The organism is Kocuria arenosa, assembly GCF_042879215.1.
GTDB lineage: Bacteria > Actinomycetota > Actinomycetes > Actinomycetales > Micrococcaceae > Kocuria > Kocuria arenosa.
In genome coordinates this window covers 61,099-76,138 of the sequence record NZ_JBHZTA010000005.1, presented here as the reverse complement: position 1 = coordinate 76,138, position 15,040 = coordinate 61,099, and the positions used below count along the sequence as shown (strand labels likewise).

Annotated in this window: 17 protein-coding genes; 15 read left to right on the top strand and 2 right to left on the bottom strand. The window is 61.7% G+C overall.

Annotated elements, in window-relative coordinates; all coding sequences use genetic code 11:
• Window positions 1–331 precede the first annotated feature (331 nt).
• The 8 genes from ACFYE3_RS10140 to ACFYE3_RS10105 all read left to right on the top strand — a co-directional run bounded on the left by ACFYE3_RS10140 (window position 332) and on the right by ACFYE3_RS10105 (window position 6,836).
• Window positions 332–925: a phage scaffolding protein gene (locus tag ACFYE3_RS10140; RefSeq protein ID WP_387608675.1), complete on the top strand. Its 594-nt coding sequence runs from the start codon at window positions 332–334 to the stop codon at window positions 923–925.
• A 29-nt stretch (window positions 926–954) separates the two neighbouring features.
• Entirely contained in the window at window positions 955–1,353 is a 399-nt protein-coding gene (locus ACFYE3_RS10135) for a head decoration protein (protein WP_387608672.1), read from the top strand.
• 6 nt (window positions 1,354–1,359) lie between these two features.
• Window positions 1,360–2,382 carry a major capsid protein gene (locus ACFYE3_RS10130; protein ID WP_387608670.1) on the top strand — a complete coding sequence of 341 codons (1,023 nt, stop codon included), beginning with the start codon at window positions 1,360–1,362 and terminating at the stop codon, window positions 2,380–2,382.
• Window positions 2,382–2,693 carry a Rho termination factor N-terminal domain-containing protein gene (locus ACFYE3_RS10125; protein ID WP_387608668.1) on the top strand — a complete coding sequence of 104 codons (312 nt, stop codon included), beginning with the start codon at window positions 2,382–2,384 and terminating at the stop codon, window positions 2,691–2,693. The genes ACFYE3_RS10130 and ACFYE3_RS10125 overlap by 1 nt, the downstream gene beginning before the upstream one ends.
• Window positions 2,694–2,777: 84 nt before the next feature.
• Window positions 2,778–3,170, top strand: coding sequence for a hypothetical protein (locus tag ACFYE3_RS10120; RefSeq protein ID WP_387608666.1), 393 nt, complete (start codon window positions 2,778–2,780; stop codon window positions 3,168–3,170).
• The gene (locus ACFYE3_RS10115; protein WP_387608663.1) at window positions 3,167–4,537 is read left to right on the top strand and encodes a hypothetical protein; all 1,371 of its coding nucleotides are present in this window, start codon (window positions 3,167–3,169) and stop codon (window positions 4,535–4,537) included. Before ACFYE3_RS10120 ends, ACFYE3_RS10115 begins: the two co-directional genes overlap by 4 nt.
• Window positions 4,537–5,847, top strand: coding sequence for a hypothetical protein (locus ACFYE3_RS10110; protein ID WP_387608661.1), 1,311 nt, complete (start codon window positions 4,537–4,539; stop codon window positions 5,845–5,847). The genes ACFYE3_RS10115 and ACFYE3_RS10110 overlap by 1 nt, the downstream gene beginning before the upstream one ends.
• A 263-nt stretch (window positions 5,848–6,110) precedes the next feature.
• On the top strand, window positions 6,111–6,836 hold the full coding sequence (locus ACFYE3_RS10105) for a hypothetical protein (RefSeq protein WP_387608659.1): 726 nt from the start codon (window positions 6,111–6,113) through the stop codon (window positions 6,834–6,836).
• Here the strand turns inward: ACFYE3_RS10105 and ACFYE3_RS10100 are convergent.
• Window positions 6,833–7,255: a hypothetical protein gene (locus tag ACFYE3_RS10100; protein ID WP_387608656.1), complete on the bottom strand. Its 423-nt coding sequence runs from the start codon at window positions 7,253–7,255 to the stop codon at window positions 6,833–6,835. The two genes, ACFYE3_RS10105 and ACFYE3_RS10100, sit on opposite strands and share 4 nt — an antisense overlap.
• A gap of 54 nt (window positions 7,256–7,309) precedes the next feature.
• The gene (locus tag ACFYE3_RS10095; RefSeq protein WP_387608654.1) at window positions 7,310–8,146 is read right to left on the bottom strand and encodes a hypothetical protein; all 837 of its coding nucleotides are present in this window, start codon (window positions 8,144–8,146) and stop codon (window positions 7,310–7,312) included.
• Between the two features lie 212 nt (window positions 8,147–8,358).
• Here ACFYE3_RS10095 and ACFYE3_RS10090 point away from each other — a divergent pair, with 212 nt between their 5' ends.
• The 7 genes from ACFYE3_RS10090 to ACFYE3_RS10060 are packed head-to-tail and all read left to right on the top strand — an operon-like array spanning window position 8,359 to window position 14,974.
• Window positions 8,359–12,144 carry a glycoside hydrolase family 6 protein gene (locus tag ACFYE3_RS10090; RefSeq protein WP_387608653.1) on the top strand — a complete coding sequence of 1,262 codons (3,786 nt, stop codon included), beginning with the start codon at window positions 8,359–8,361 and terminating at the stop codon, window positions 12,142–12,144.
• Complete coding sequence (locus ACFYE3_RS10085; protein WP_387608651.1) at window positions 12,141–12,473, top strand: hypothetical protein; 333 nt, start codon at window positions 12,141–12,143, stop codon at window positions 12,471–12,473. Before ACFYE3_RS10090 ends, ACFYE3_RS10085 begins: the two co-directional genes overlap by 4 nt.
• A complete protein-coding gene (locus tag ACFYE3_RS10080; protein ID WP_387608649.1) occupies window positions 12,470–13,411 on the top strand; it encodes a hypothetical protein in 942 nt (313 codons plus the stop codon). The genes ACFYE3_RS10085 and ACFYE3_RS10080 overlap by 4 nt, the downstream gene beginning before the upstream one ends.
• Complete coding sequence (locus ACFYE3_RS10075) at window positions 13,408–13,743, top strand: hypothetical protein (protein WP_387608646.1); 336 nt, start codon at window positions 13,408–13,410, stop codon at window positions 13,741–13,743. The genes ACFYE3_RS10080 and ACFYE3_RS10075 overlap by 4 nt, the downstream gene beginning before the upstream one ends.
• Window positions 13,733–14,155: a DUF6093 family protein gene (locus ACFYE3_RS10070; RefSeq protein WP_387608644.1), complete on the top strand. Its 423-nt coding sequence runs from the start codon at window positions 13,733–13,735 to the stop codon at window positions 14,153–14,155. The genes ACFYE3_RS10075 and ACFYE3_RS10070 overlap by 11 nt, the downstream gene beginning before the upstream one ends.
• On the top strand, window positions 14,148–14,549 hold the full coding sequence (locus ACFYE3_RS10065; RefSeq protein WP_387608641.1) for a hypothetical protein: 402 nt from the start codon (window positions 14,148–14,150) through the stop codon (window positions 14,547–14,549). Before ACFYE3_RS10070 ends, ACFYE3_RS10065 begins: the two co-directional genes overlap by 8 nt.
• A complete protein-coding gene (locus ACFYE3_RS10060) occupies window positions 14,546–14,974 on the top strand; it encodes a hypothetical protein (protein WP_387608640.1) in 429 nt (142 codons plus the stop codon). Before ACFYE3_RS10065 ends, ACFYE3_RS10060 begins: the two co-directional genes overlap by 4 nt.
• The last annotated feature ends 66 nt before the right edge of the window (window positions 14,975–15,040 follow it).

Genomic DNA, 15,040 nt, shown 5'->3' with positions numbered 1-15,040 from the left:
CGCTATGCGCTCCTGACTGGACAAGTCCACAGATGGCATCGGGCGTTTTAGCGACGCAAGCTGATTTCGCAGGGCGACCCATGCTACGAAGAGCGCTGCTAGCGACACGAACAACGCCGTTAGGTCGTGCCATTCAGGGACGCCCATCTATCAACTCCGTTCATCGATCGTCTGTGCCTTCTCCGTCATTCCACGCCACGGCATCAGCTACCAGCTCCTTGGCTACTCTCCCCCACAAGTCGCGTCACAGCGACTCGCCTCACCGCTGGGCACCAAAGCGGGAAGGAACCCATGCCTACCTGTGGGGCCGACGTATTGGGAGATACACCGAGTGCCAGAAGACCTCGACCCTGACAACACCCCTAACCCGGATGACGACCCAGGGAAGCTAAGCCGGACGTTTTCGCAAGACGAGCTAGATCGCATCGTCTCCCGCGAGAAGGACCAGGCAAAGCGATCAGTAGCCAAGCAACTCCAAGAGGAGCTGGGCGCACCGATTGATGAGGTCAAGACGCTGCTCGATGAAGCTCGCAAGCGTTCTGACGCTGAGAAGACCGAAACACAACGGGAACGTGAAGCCCTACAGCGCGAGAAAGAAGACGCGCAGCGGGAGCGGGCAGAAGCCGCACGGGAACGCCATGCGACACGAGTCGAGCGGGGACTACTGAAGGCCGGAGTGCCGACAGAAACCCTCGAACGAGTCCGCCGCATGGTCGATGTGGAAGTCGGAGCAGACGACGACAGCCTTTCGGACGCGATTACCTCGCTGAAGGAAGAACTGCCGTCGCTGTTCGAAACCAAGGCCGATGATCGCAAGCAGCCCCCATCTTCCGATCCGAAGGGAAAGCCGAAGCAGCCTGCTCCGGACGACGACGCTCTCTTGCAGGGCGCTGAACGTGCGAAGAAGCGCTACGGCTCCGCATAAGTCGCGCCAACAACGGGGGCTAATTACACATGGATCTGAACTTACGGACGGAGACCTACACTCCGGCTGAAGACCACAGGTGGCTCGGGTCATCTCACGGCGTCGACACTGGCGAAACCATCACGCTGGACGCAACCACTCTCTTAGCAGTCTTCCCCACCGGCACGATCCCTTCGGGCGTCGTCCTCGGCAAGATCACCGCCACGGGCAAGTACGGACCGTACGCATCCGGGGCCTCTGACGGCCGCGAAGTCGCACGAGGTCACTTGCTCACCACCAACAAGGTCAAGGCCACTGACGGCACGAACGTCGACACGCCCGCTGCCTTGTTCTGGCACGGACGTGTGCGGGAAGCATTCCTCCCCGCCAACCACGGACTCACCTCCGCAGCCAAGACCGCCCTTTCTCAAATCCGGTACGTGGGGTAACGCATCATGGACATCAACGATCTCATCAACCGGCGCGAGCTCCAGGGCTTCGTCCGAAGCATCCCGCTGGACACGTTCTCGCTTCGCACGTACCTTCCAGACGACTTTGTCGACGACATCTCATGGCGTGCAGTCAAGGGTCGCCTGGCTGACCAGGACGCCGCCGAGTTCCGTGCTTGGGACACCGAAGCACCGCTCGGGAACCGTCAAGGCACCAGCCGCATCAGTGGCGAACTGCCTCCGATCTCCAAGAAGATGACCCTCGGCGAAGAGGAACGTCTTCGTAAGCGCATGATCAACGGCAGCGATGTCCCATACATCGACGCCATCTTCAACGACGTGGCCAACCTCCGTCGTGCCATCGAAGGTCGTATCGAAGTCGCCCGTGGCCAAGCCATCTGGGACGGCAAGACGACCATCAACGAGAACGGCATGGTGGTCGAGGTCGACTACGGCATGCCTGCGAATCACAAGGTTGCGCCGGCCACTGTCTGGTCCAACCACGCAGATGCCACGGTCATTGCGAACCTCAGCACTTGGAAGCAGCGCTACATCGACACCAACGGCGTGGAGCCGGGCTTCATGCTCACCTCCAACCGCGTGGTCCTCGAGCTGATGCAGGTGGCAGAGTTCCGCACCCTGCTCTCTTCGTTGCAGGGCGCTCCGGGCCTCATCACCCGCCAGGCGCTCAACGACACCTTGGCTGCTTACGACCTGCCCAACATCGTCGTCAACGACGAGAAGGTACGGGTCAACGGCACGCCTACCCGCGTCATCCCTGACACCAAGGTTGTCTTCCTCCCTTCCGAGGGCGAAGACCGCCAGGCTCACGGCCGCACCTTCTGGGGCGAGACTGCCGAAGCGTTGGCCTTGGTCAACGAAGGCATCCTCCGCACCGACGAGGCTCCTGGCATCGTGGCCGAAGTCTGGGAAGACAACGACCCATTGCGCACCTGGACCCGCGTCACTGGTGTGGCCCTACCCGTCATCGTCAACCCTGAGTTGGCCCTGACCGCAACGGTTCTGTAATGGCTCCGAAGCTGGCCTACACGGTCGACGTCAAGGATCCCAAGACCGGCGAGGCGAAGACCTTCGGACCCGGCGACGAGCTGCCATCTTGGGCCGTGGAACAGATCACCTTTGAAGGTGCGTACGTTCCCGGCACCAAGGACGAGAAGCCACAAGAGCCTGTGTTCGACCCTACGGTCGACCTCGGCGCTGACGAGCTTCCAAATCTCAAGGTGGACCAGCTCAAGGCCTACGCCGATGCACACGGTGTGGAAGTCGCTGCTTCTGCCAAGAAGGACGAGCTCATAGCGGCAATCACCGCCGCTCAGTAATCCGAAGAGCGGCTCTGGCCTGTTGTCGGGGGACGTTACCGCCCGGAGTCGCTCTTCGTTCGCTTCACCCGGAGGGAGGGATCCATGGCAGTACCGCAGCTCTTCGAGCAAAGCGATGGCGGCAACATCAAGCTCTATGCCGGCGACCCCAAGCACATCCGCTTACGCCTCCAGGGCCAAGACCTCTCTACGCGGCGCTTCACGGCGCAGATCCGTGCGAAGCAGAACGACCCCACAGTCATCACGTCTTTCACGATCACCAAGAACGTCGTTGACGGCCTAGAAGCAGGCACGAAGGACACGATCATCGATCTCAAGCTCCGCGGCGACAGCGCCGAGGGTGTGGTTGATGCTCAGACGCGCTTGCCTGACGGCGTGCGGTCGGTCTACTTCGATGTGCAGTCCTGGGACCTCGGAGGAGCCTCCACCACGATTGCGTGGGGCATCCTCGAGCAGCAGCGGGACGTGACCCGTTGAGCGACATCCTTGAATTCGTACTGACCAAAGACACCGAGGAGTACGTCATTGTCTCTTCCGGCGTTGCTGGCGGTCCTGGCCCTCGCGGAGAGCGTGGACCATCTGCCACGCCTGGTGTGGAAGTCTCCGACCCCTACGTCACCGAGACAGGCCACGTCGCCTTCGACATCATCACGCACTACGGCATCACGGCTACCGGCCAGGCGTACTACGTCAGCCACCCCTCGGAGATACCACCGGGGGAAGAGGCGTACCTAGACGTCGACACCCTCACGCTGATGCGTGGCGGGCCTGGCGCCGACCCCAGCACGTCGAGCCTCGTTGCCCGCGGTGATTGGGTCCGCAACACGCAGTACGACATCAACGACCTCTTTCGGTACAACAACCGGATCTACCGCGTGATATCTCCCTTCCGCTCCGGGACCAGCTTCGACGACTCCAACGTGCAGCTCTTCCTCGGCAGCCCCGAGGGCACAGGGGTCACGTACCTCGGCGACCTCAACACGCAGATCCACCAGGATCAAGTGGGCCGCTACATCGTTTACGGCACCGCGCTCACCCAAGAGCGCAGCCTGGTGCTGTCCCGCTTCCGCAATTCCGCAGACCAAACGCAGTTGATTGACGAAGGCACCGAGTACGTCATCGTCCGGCGCAATGAGGCCGTGGGGAACTTCGCCCTGGTGGTTCGCAACGGCGACGTGCAGGGCGCAGCCAACGAGATCGCACGCTTGCAGCCCGGCAACTGGGTGCATGTGAAGTACGACCGGAACAACTGGCTTCTCATGGCCGCTGGTCCTCTCGCTACACAGGGTGCCTACGTGAAACCGCCAAGTGGCATCCCGAACACCGACCTCGACAGCGAAGTGCGGGGCAAGCTGAACCTCGCCACCACTGCCGTCCAGGTCGCTCCTGTCACCTCGGTCAACGGGCAGACCGGCGACGTCCTGATCACTACGGGTGGTGAAGGCGCTGACGTGGGTGATGCCAGTCCATCGGCCAAGGGCCTCGTTCGTCTTGCTGGCCATCTGGCCGGCACCGCCGATGAGCCGACCGTTCCAGGCCTCACAGCCAAGGCCGACCTCACCGACCCACGTTTCTCTGATACCCGCATCCCCAAGGGCGCAGCGGGTGGGGTTCTGGCCGGCAACTACCCGAGTCCGACCTTCGCTCAGCAGATGGCCACAAAGACGCAACTCGACGCTCTGGCAGCACAGGTAGCCGCACTGATCTCACCCTTCCGAGTGCTCGACGGCCCTCCTACGGACTCTCCTGCGGACGGCCAGCTGCCGACCATCGACAAGACCAACAACCGCCTCTACGTCCGTGTGAACGGCACCTGGCGCTACACCGCACTTCAAGGACCCTGATGGCCAATCGGATCGACCTCGCCAACAAAGCAGAAGTAGACGCACTCCGCCTCGAGCTCCGAAACGCGCTCAACGGGTTCTCCGTGCTCCCCTACCGCATCAGCGACGGGCCTCCGACCGATGCTCCGGAAGATGGACACCTCCCGACCGTCGACACCACGAACAGTCGGCTCTACATCCGTACGAATGGCGTGTGGCGCTACAGCGAGCTGGGCGATGCAGACCTGGGCCTCACGCCCGAGCAGCTGGCCGCCCTCGCTTCGGTGCCCAACAAGGCTGACCAATCGGTGGTCGACGCTGCTCTCGCGCTGAAGGCTGATCAGGACGATGTGACGACCGCTCTGGCCACGAAGGTCAACAGCTCGACGCATACCGCTGGGCTGGCGCTAAAGGCTGACCAGACGGCGTTAGATGCCGAGGTGCAGGCCCGGCAGACCGGGGATGCTGACACTCTTGCTGCGGCCGCTACTGACGCAAGTACGAAGGCTTCGGCAGCCGAGGGAGCGGCTATCTCTGCTGCCGCCTCAGACGCTACGGACAAGGTGGACGCCGAGGCTGTTGCTCGTGCGGCCGCTGATGCTCTAAAGGTAGACAAAGAGGGTGGTTACTTTGCGCCTGTTCTGGTGAGGGAAATTGGTGACGAGACTGTGCCTGCCGACTTCCCCGTAGGTGGGCTTGTGTTCTCCAAGCAACCGATCACGGTGCGCTCATGGGACGGGCTGCAGGTTCCGCAAAGTACAACAATTTCAACGACAACCCGTGGTATTGGTGACGATGCTTTTGCTCTCGTGAGTGGTACCGCGATGCTGTACGCCAATGACGCGATCACGATTCCTGCCACGACCACCACGCAGTATGTCTCTTATGATGCCCTCGACTTAGGTGCCTTCGCTGCTCGCTTTTATTTCCGTAACGAAGCGGCCACACCGTCAAGCAACGCGGTTATCTTCCGAGCCGAGAACGAGACGGCCCAGCAAATCATCGTCTTGTTGGTCAACAGCTCCAACCAGCTTGTCCTCCGGGATTCGACAAACGCGACAGTGTTCACAAGCTCGGCCCTAACTTTGAACCGCACCTACCGGGTAGAGGTCCGCCGAGCGGCTGGAAGTTCCAGCATTGTGCTTGCTATTTATGATCTGGCTGGCAACCAGACTGCTTTAACGACGCAGAACATGGCGCGCGATCACCTCGTCTACCGACTACTTTGGGGTCGCCAGAACTCGGTGCAATATGGACCGGGGCACTTCTCTCACATTGCCGTGACTGACACCAACCAAGAGGTGGGCGACTATCTGGGCGTGCGCGCCTAATGCCGTCCACCTGGGCAACGCATGACGGCAGCCCGATACGTCTAGATGGCGTGTGGGACGGTAACGATGTGCGGCCAGTGTCGATGGGCGCTGGATCATCCTCAGAAGAATCCGCCTTCCGCACGGCGAGCCTCCATCCGTTCGCAGTGTCGGCACCCGCTAACACGTCAATGGGGGACGGCGCAATCTTCGAGGCCTCATCCGGCACAATGACGGCAAAGTATCTTGAGCAAGCCCCAGAGCTGAACCGAGCGAATTGGTCCGTGCCGATTGTCTTTGCATCCATCGAAGACCCTGTTGCAACAGTCACGCACCCAACGACTAACGCGACAGTCACCTGCCGCATCCCGTCAGAAGCAGCACTGTCGGGGGGTACAGACAAGAACCTTGCTGTTATTCAGCCAGACGGCCGAACCATCTTCGAGTTCTATGCGATGACGCAGGTTGATTCCACCGATTGGACTTCGACCTATACAGTCCAAAACGACCTCTTCGGTTCAGGAATCACAGCCGGGGCGAGAGCGTCGGGAACATCTCTCGTCATGGGGATCATCCGCAAGGCTGAGATCGCTTCGCTGAACATTCCGCACACGCTCACGCTCGGCCTCCCGAACACGGTGCTCCAGACGGGGTTCGTTTGGCCCGCAAGATCCCAAGATGGCGATGGTGCTACTGCCTACACCGGCACGGTCCCGATGGGCTCGCTGTTCGCCATCCCTCCGTCCGTCGATCTTTCGTTGCTGACCCTCACCCCCGAGGGAGCGGCGCTGGCGACGGCACTGCAGGACTACGGAGCACATGTAATGCGCCGCGCAGACACAGCCGCGCTTTACGCCGAGGTTGCTTCTGACGACGCCGCAACGCTGCGTATGCGGTCGGATTGGCAGGCCACGTTGTTCCCGCTAGTACGAGCTGTCACGAACAACTCATCGGCCAACGTGTCGGGCGGCGGCATACGTCGTCGGCCACCCGCAGCCCCGCTCCGCTAGCTCTTGTTCTTTTCAGCCTCATACCGCTCATAAAAGACGTGAAGGATGGCGGACTTCCTTCCAGCCGCGCGTCGGTAGGCCTCGCCAGCAGAGACCTTCATCTTCTTTTTGCACTCTCTGAGCTGTAGTAACAGCTCGGTGTCCGACGTCGCTCTGGCTATTTCTATCTCTGCTGCGTGATCGACGTGGGAGTGCAGGCCTCGAAGGATCGGGTCGCTGTCGTAGTCGTGGAACATGCAGTAGAAGGCCATGCGTACTGAGACGGCGGTGTGGTCCTTCTCCGCGGCCCACAGTTGCTCCCAGGCACGCTGCATACGGTCGTAGTTCTTGCCTGTCTCCTTGGCGTGCAGGGCCTTCTCGGCCTCGTGGAACTCACGCAGAGCCGCATCGATCTCGATCTGCTTTTTGCTCCGCTCCATGAGAGGAAGCTACCCCTGGCTAGGGACGTTGTCACCAGCCGCGATACACCTGGGTCAGCTGGACCCACAACTCCTAACGGCGTTCACTTTGCCGACCTCACCCCAGCGTGTAGTTACAAGGCCACCATCTTCATTGGTGACGGAGATGCCGTTGGCGCCAGCGCTTTTGTACTCCCCGCACACGAGCACGTTTTCAATCTCACCAGGTGCAAGAACCTGCACGATCAGGGGCGTTGGGTCGTTTAGCAGAGGGGTGATAATAAGGGCTAGGGCAGCTAGAATTGCTAAAACGGTGGCGAGAGCGAAAGCCATTGCCCACTTCAGATCACGACGGGCTTGTTGAATCTTTAGTTCAGTGGAACGTGATCGCGGATTGCGTCCCCGTGGCCAACCGTGGGCAGCGCGCGTCCCGAAGTAATTACACGCGGTAGCAGCTCCGACTGCGGTAACCAAAAGTGCAATAAATACAATAATCGACTGCTTACTTTGGTTGTCAAGAACTCCAAGAGTTTCGGAGCCGAAGAAAAGTGCCGTGAACGAGAAAAGGCCAAACAGAGCCATGCTTGCAGCGAGCCACTCCTTCGCCACACTCCTTACACTGGCTAACTCTGTTGCGGGAGACAACGGAGGCGGAGAAAGCTGAACCTCCCCCGCCTTTTGCCAGTTCTTCGTCGCCTTATTGAACGCGCCTATCGATAGCAGTGGACTCTTCTGCCTGGCCTTTTCGTATGCCTGGTCGGCAGCGGCATCAAATCGCCTGTAATCCCGCTTCGCTTTCTCAGCGCGTATCTCCTGTTCTTTCCAGGCACCGCGCGTCTCATCCCTTGCTGAATCAGCAGCATCCCGGGCGGCGCTTGCTCCTGCCGGATCCGGGGTTTCCTGATTAGCCATCTCCGGCTCCCTCAGTCCCGATGTGAAGGTTATTGTCACACGGGGTAGGTCAGCGGCGCACTCGTTTCTTTGCTACCCCTTGTCATAATCTTGCATTTTATGCCTGACTAGGCGTGTTTTCAGGTGCAAATAGCCATCTCCGTCGTTTCAACCACGGTTTAGCACTGCTGGCCGTGTGACACTCTGTCCGCAAACGGCCAAGGTCCGCGCCCATGCACTTCATTTCCCTGTTCCTCGGCCTCCTCGCTCGACTCTTTGGAAGTAACGAAGTGGCCAAGACCAAGCTCGCTAAGCAGTCCGACATCGACGCAGCCGTCAAGGCCCACGATGAGAACCCGAACGCACACGGGGGCATTGCCGGCGGAGGGGTCACCGATGCGGAGGCGCAGGCGAAGGCCAATGCAGCTCTGGCCGCAGCCAAGGCTGATGCGACCACCAAAGACGGCGTGGTCTTGGCGAATGCGGCCGCCGACGCCACCGCGAAGGCCAACACCGCCGAAGCCAACGCCATTGCAGAGGCCAACGAGAAGTACGTGAAGCCGCCTGGCGGCATCCCTTCTTCTGATCTGAACACCGCCGTCCAAGAGTCGCTTGCGAAGGCTGACTCGGCCATCCAGACCGGAACCGCCGTGACATCCGTCAACGGCCAGACCGGCGATGTGGTGCTCGACGAGACGGGGACGCCGATAGGTGATGCTTCCTCGACCGGCAAGGGCGTTGTTCGACTTACGGGAGACCTTGGCGGAACTGCTGACTCTCCCACCGTTCCGGGCCTCGCTTCCAAGCTGAACAGCGCCACGTACACCGCGGGTATGACGACCAAGGCCGACAAGACAGACCCTCGGTTCACTGACTCTCGTACCCCCACGCCGCATGCGCAGTCGCACGCCCCCGGCGGCTCTGACCCCATCGTCATCGAGCCACCAACCGCCACAGCGGTGCCTTTCACGGCCAAGCCCGGCATCCAGGCGGGCAACGTGCAGGCTGCCATCGAAGCCGTACAAGCTGGCGCCGCAAGCGGACGGACGGCAATGCAGGCCACGATCGATCAACTCGTCGCAGGTGCCGCGACGATGAGCACCGCTCTGACCGACGTGCTGGCGAGGCTCCAGCTGCTCGAGTCCACCTACGCGCCTGTCACCGATGGCGTCACCTGGACCCTTGTCTCCGCCGACGAGTTCAACGGATCGTCCATCGATGCCGCGAAGTGGTTGCTCTTCAGCAGTAGCGGCAACGGAGACGGCACGTTTGTTCCAGCCAACGTCGTCGTGGTCAACGGCGAGATGCAGGTCAAGGGCCTCGGCGACACTGGTGGCGGCGTAGCCATGAAGGTGGGCCAGACCTACGGACGCTGGGAAACACGCATGAAGCTCGACGTGGGTAAGGGCTACTCCCCTGTCGTTGCGCTTTGGCCAGACTCCGACAGCCAGGCTGACGGCGAGATCCGCTTCTTCGAAACCCTCAACGGTGCCGCCAACACCGGCACCATCACCCTGCGCAAGCCGAACAACCCCACCGACACCAGCAAGCAGCACACCTACACCATCGCTCCGGGCGAGTGGCATGTCTGGGCTGTCGAATGGCTGCCGAACCGCCTCACCTTCTATGTCGACGGCCTCAAGGTCTACGAAGTCACTGACCCTGCATTCATCCCCACCAAGGGCTTCCATTTTGTGGCTCACCTCGAGTCCAGCGTCGGGAGCACTAGAACAGGTATTCCAGCGCGCGATTCCTCAACGCCGCAGCCGCTCATCCTCCACATCGACTACGCACGCGCCTACAAGACCGACGTGACCATTCCAGGCACTGGCGCAGATCCCGGCGACGGCGGCACCGAGACTCCACCCGACCCCGCTCCAACCACCGATGCTCGCAAGACCGCAGTCACCGCAGCCATGGGCCAGTTCATGGGCGAGTACGTGCGCTCGGACGGCGGCGTGCTCGAAGACGTCGGCACCAACCGCATCACCTCGATGTCACAGGCCAACGGGCTCTTCCTCGCGGCGCTGAAGAAGGATCAGCCCACCTACGACAAGATCCACAACTTCGGCCTCACCAAGCTGAAGCGATCGGTGAACAACAAGTCCACCGCGGTCAACATGTGGGTGGCGAGCTACTCGACCAGCACCAATGCCGTCACGGACGCCTCGTTCGCTGCCGGTGGTGACTACCAGCGCGTGCTTGCCTACAAGCTCGCCATCGACGCCTGGAACCGCCAGAGCGACCGCGATGCACTCCTGGCGCTGGAAGCTGACCTCGACATCTTCACAGCCAACGCTGACGAGGGGCGTCTGTACCAAGTCACCGACGAGTGGCAGAAGATCGAAGCCGCTGGCTTTAACGGCCACCACGTGTTCAACGGCTCGCAGATCTTTGAACAGAAGCTCTCGGACAACAACCCCGCTGCCTACAAGATCCTCAAGGCCCTCACTGGCAAGGCGAAGTGGGACCAAATGGGATCGGGCCACTGGGACTCCCTCACCAAGGCCACGGACAACGCTGGCGGCTTGGCAACCACCACCGGCCTACCTCCCGAATGGAACGACTACAGCGTCACCCAGCACGACGTCGGCGCTATCACCACGGGCACTCGTGGCTGGTCCTACTCCCGCTCGACAGACGCGACCTACGAATACCCAATCGTCATCCACCGCGCAGCACTGGTGGAACGCCTCTGGAACGACGGGCAAGCTCGCTCGTACCTCACCGGGCCGATCCGCACATTCCTCCTGGCTGAGATCGCCCGCGCCGGCAAGGTCGCAGGCAAGTACACCCACGCCGGAGCTGTGATCAGCGGTGAAGACAAGCTCACCCACGAATACGCGGCATACGAGTCGATCGTCACCGGCGACCCGACGAACTCCGTGGCGGCCAACATCAAGGCCACCAAGCTCACGAACCTCCCGGTTTCCAACGCTTACGGCTCGTACCTCCGCAGCGATCCACCATCTGCAACGGCCACCTCGACCTACTACGGCAACTTCTGGATGATCGTCTGCGAGGCCCTCGACCTCGGCATGCTGTCCAGCCTCGCTACTGCCTTCCCAGCAGCTCCCACCACGGGCGGGGGCACTGGCGGCACTGGTGGCGGAACAACGACACCGCCTCCACCGCCTCCAACGTCGCCCACTGGCATGTGGGTAGACCCGATCAACTTCCCACTGCAGCAGGCGCAGGTCTACGCCAGCCAGGGCCGTACCGGCGACGCCAACCTCATGCAGCGTATGGGCGAGCAGCCTGTCGGAATCTGGATCGGAGACTGGGGCGGCATGTCGCCCTCGATTCTCAGCGGCAAGCTCCAAGCAGCAGCAGCCCTACAGCAAGAAGCATTCATCATCGTCTACAACATCGTGGGACGAGACAACGGCCACTACTCAGCCGGTGGTGCCCAGACGATCGCCGCCTACAAGGCCTGGATCGACGGCTACGTGGCTGCTTGTGCTCCCTACGCGGAGTACGTGACTGCGGTTATCGAGCCTGACGCACTGGCGGACCTGACCAACGTGGCTCAAGGCAACCAGGCCGGCCGTATTGAGTGCTTGCAGTACGCCTGCTCGCAGTTCAAAGCGATTGGTTGCCACGTCTCCATGGACGCCGGTCATTCGAACTGGAACGCCGCCTCAATCATGGCTGGGCGACTCCAACAGGTCGGGACGCAGAACTTCCACACCTTTGCGCTGAACACGTCTAACAACCGCCCACAGTCTGAGATCCTGCCCTTCGGGTCCCAGCTCTCGGGCCTCATGAGCGGCATGAAGGCCATCATCGACACCTCACGCAACGGCGCGGACAGCGGCGGCGATTGGTGCAACCCTCCGGGCATGAAGTTCGGCCCCACGCCGACGTTCAACACCGGCATCAGCTGGGTCTACGCCTTCCACTGGCTCAAGCGTGTGGGTGAGTCTGACGGCTTTTGCAACGGCGGACCCTCTGCCGGTGCATGGTGGCCTGAATACGCACTCGACATCGCACGGCGCACCTGGGGTACCGGGCTGTGAGCGGTTTGACCGATTCCCAGCTCCAGGTGGTCCGGGACGAGATCGGCGACGGCGGCCCAAGCGACATCGAGTTGGACGACCTGTTCGACCGTACGGGAAGCGTCAAGGGCGTCATCCTTGCGGTGATCAAGAAGCGCTTGGCCAACTTCGCGGCCGATCCCGCTTCTCTGTCCGTCGACGGCTTCTCGCAGAACGCCTCGGCCAACATCACCGCGCTGCAAAAGCAGCTCGAGCGAGTGCAGGCCGAAGGGGTCAGTGAGAACGGTGAGGACGACTCCGGTGTCTACGCCCGCATGGGCGGCCTCGTGCGGGGAGACAGAGGGCGGTGACGCGGGAAGAGGCTGAGCAGCTCAGTGCCGAGCTACGGGCCTCCTACGCGCTCGTGTGGCGCCGCATCGAAGAACAACTGGGATTGATCGAGGACCAACCGCAGGACTGGACGCCACAGAAGCTTCGCCAGTTTCAGAAGGCAGTCGAGCAAGCCATGGGTTCCCTCGATGCCGCGGCGCGTGCGTGGATCCAGGAGAACCTACCGAGCCTCTACTCCGCCAGCGTCGTCGCCACGAACCAGCAGCTCGTGGCCGCAGGTGTGGAGATCGCCGGGGGCGCTACGGCCTTCCGATGGACGCCGCCTCATCAGCAAGCCATCACGGCTCTAGCCAACGAGCTCTACGAAGACCTGCTCGGCGCTACGGCCCACGTCAGCCAGACCACGAAGCAGCTCGTTCGGAAGCTCACGAAGGAGACCGGCCTTACGGGCATCCGCGACGTGTCGCATCGGCAGGCCACCGGGCGCAAGCTACGCAAGACGCTGGAGAGCAACGCCGTCTCCGCAGTGATCTACCGCAACGGCTCACGCCACGGCTTGGCCGAGTACAGCCAGATGGCCATCCGCAGCACCACGGGCATCGCGATGAACCAGGCCGCCATCAACGCTGGCGAAGCCTATGACGTCGAGTGGTTCCAGTGCATCGACGGCCCAGGGTGCGGCTGGACCTCTCACGGCGATGGCGTCACGGCCTCGGGCAAGATCGTCACCGCCAAGCAAGCCAAGGCTCATCCGCTGAGCCACCCCAACTGCCGACGCACCTTCGGGCCGCGACCGGACCTCACCAGCGAAGCCCAGGCAGAAGAAGCCGAGAAGGAAGCCATTGCCGAGCTGGAGATATTGCAACGCTCCCAGGTCGAGCAGGACCGGGTGAGGATCGCTGCCCAACAACGACGAGCGAATAGGCTGGCAGCCCGCGAACGAAAGCTCTCCGCATGACCCTCGCCAAGTTCGACATCAAACTTCAGCCAACCACGATCGACGTGAAGATCAACGGTGAACCCGTGGGGCTTGAACCCGTCAGCGTGCAGATCGTCAAGGAAGGCCCATACGATCTGCCCCGCGTGGCGCTGCTCTTCGACGCTCTGGACGTGAAGATCAACGGAGAGGGCCTGACCGAGCTTCGCAGCGACCATGAGGACCTGGCTCGCTTCTTGGAATCCATCGACCCAAAGACGCTGGAAGCCGAAGCGCTCGAGCGCACAAGCTTCGGTACAAGCCCCACCGCAGCCATGCTCAACATCCTCAAGGAACTGGCCAGTGGCTCTTAACCTCGACGGTGCGCGCCGATCCGTAGACAAGCTGTTCCTCGACAAGTGCGTCATCGTGCGCGATCCCGAGGGCCCCCGAGACGACGTGTACGACGAAGCCACGATGCAGATGGTTCCAACGACAGACGACTCCAAGCGGGTTTACTCCGGCAAGTGCGTCTTCACGACCAAGGATCTCCAGTCGAATGAGGCCAAGGAGTACGCCGGCCAAGAGGCAGTCGACGCCACCTACCGGATCTCGCTCCCTTGGAACGTGCCGGATATGGCTATCGGCGACGTCATCACCTGCACTGCAAGCAGGTACGACAAGACGCTCCAAGGTCGTAAGTTCCGGGTCACCACGGTCACGCGAACCTCGTTCCTTGTGCGGCGGCAGGCAACGGTGCAGATGCTGGAGACTCCCTATGGCTGACATCTTGAAGGTCGACACCGAGGGGCTGGTCAAGGACTTCGACAAGTTCCTCAACAACCTCCGGCCCCGCATCAGGCGCAAGAACGTCCACTTCGCCGCACTTCTGACTACTCGGGTCAAGGTCAAAGCATCAGGTCGCCCTGGTCCAAACGCCCCAACTGGCGACTACCGCAGCAAGATCGACGCGGCGATGATCAACACCGCGGACTCCCTTGGCTTCGCTGTGGGAACGGACGACATCCGCGGCCGGCGCCTGGAGATGGGGTTTGATGGCGTCGATTCGCTCGGACGTCGCTACAAGCAGCCGCCCTATCCGCACTTCGGCCCAGCCGTGGACGAGATTGCCGACAAGTACGTGCAGGCCGTCGCTGACGCTCTGGACGACGCATCATGAGCGCGACACCTCCACGCCGCATCGTCACGATCCGCGTCCGGGACCTGTTCGCCACGGCGACGGGTAAGTCGATCGGAATCCTGGAAGCGCCCAAGCCCCCAGCGGGCCAGGCGCAGCCGTCCATGCCCTACGGCATCCTCTACCCCATCGACGGCGCTACCTACTCGGGCACCTTCGCTGACGCCTACGCCGATGTGTCCTACCCGTATCAGGTGTCCTCCTTCGGCGTGGCCTACGAGCAGGTCGAGGACATGGCTCATCGGATTCACCAAGTGGCTCTAGACACTGACGCTCACCCGTTGGTGATCGAAGGCTATGTAGTCATGGCCAGGGACATCGACACCGCCCCCTCACAGCCCGAGAAGGTCGGCCCGGACCTCTTCTCCGTCGTCGAAAGATTCCGTTTCGCCATCACGCCCCAGTGATACTTTTCCGCTTGATGTAGCTGCTGTCGTACCAAGACGACCGCCGCGATGATCTAAGCGGACCAC

What these genes read in the sequence shown, in the direction of transcription:
- ACFYE3_RS10135 (WP_387608672.1), top strand. Translation starts at nt 955, where the DNA reads ATGGATCTGAACTTACGGACGGAGACCTACACTCCGGCTGAAGACCAC.
- ACFYE3_RS10130 (WP_387608670.1), top strand. Translation starts at nt 1,360, where the DNA reads ATGGACATCAACGATCTCATCAACCGGCGCGAGCTCCAGGGCTTCGTC.
- ACFYE3_RS10125 (WP_387608668.1), top strand. Translation starts at nt 2,382, where the DNA reads ATGGCTCCGAAGCTGGCCTACACGGTCGACGTCAAGGATCCCAAGACC.
- ACFYE3_RS10120 (WP_387608666.1), top strand. Translation starts at nt 2,778, where the DNA reads ATGGCAGTACCGCAGCTCTTCGAGCAAAGCGATGGCGGCAACATCAAG.
- ACFYE3_RS10110 (WP_387608661.1), top strand. Translation starts at nt 4,537, where the DNA reads ATGGCCAATCGGATCGACCTCGCCAACAAAGCAGAAGTAGACGCACTC.
- ACFYE3_RS10100 (WP_387608656.1), bottom strand. Translation starts at nt 7,255, where the DNA reads ATGGAGCGGAGCAAAAAGCAGATCGAGATCGATGCGGCTCTGCGTGAG.
- ACFYE3_RS10095 (WP_387608654.1), bottom strand. Translation starts at nt 8,146, where the DNA reads ATGGCTAATCAGGAAACCCCGGATCCGGCAGGAGCAAGCGCCGCCCGG.
- ACFYE3_RS10090 (WP_387608653.1), top strand. Translation starts at nt 8,359, where the DNA reads ATGCACTTCATTTCCCTGTTCCTCGGCCTCCTCGCTCGACTCTTTGGA.
- ACFYE3_RS10075 (WP_387608646.1), top strand. Translation starts at nt 13,408, where the DNA reads ATGACCCTCGCCAAGTTCGACATCAAACTTCAGCCAACCACGATCGAC.
- ACFYE3_RS10065 (WP_387608641.1), top strand. Translation starts at nt 14,148, where the DNA reads ATGGCTGACATCTTGAAGGTCGACACCGAGGGGCTGGTCAAGGACTTC.
- ACFYE3_RS10060 (WP_387608640.1), top strand. Translation starts at nt 14,546, where the DNA reads ATGAGCGCGACACCTCCACGCCGCATCGTCACGATCCGCGTCCGGGAC.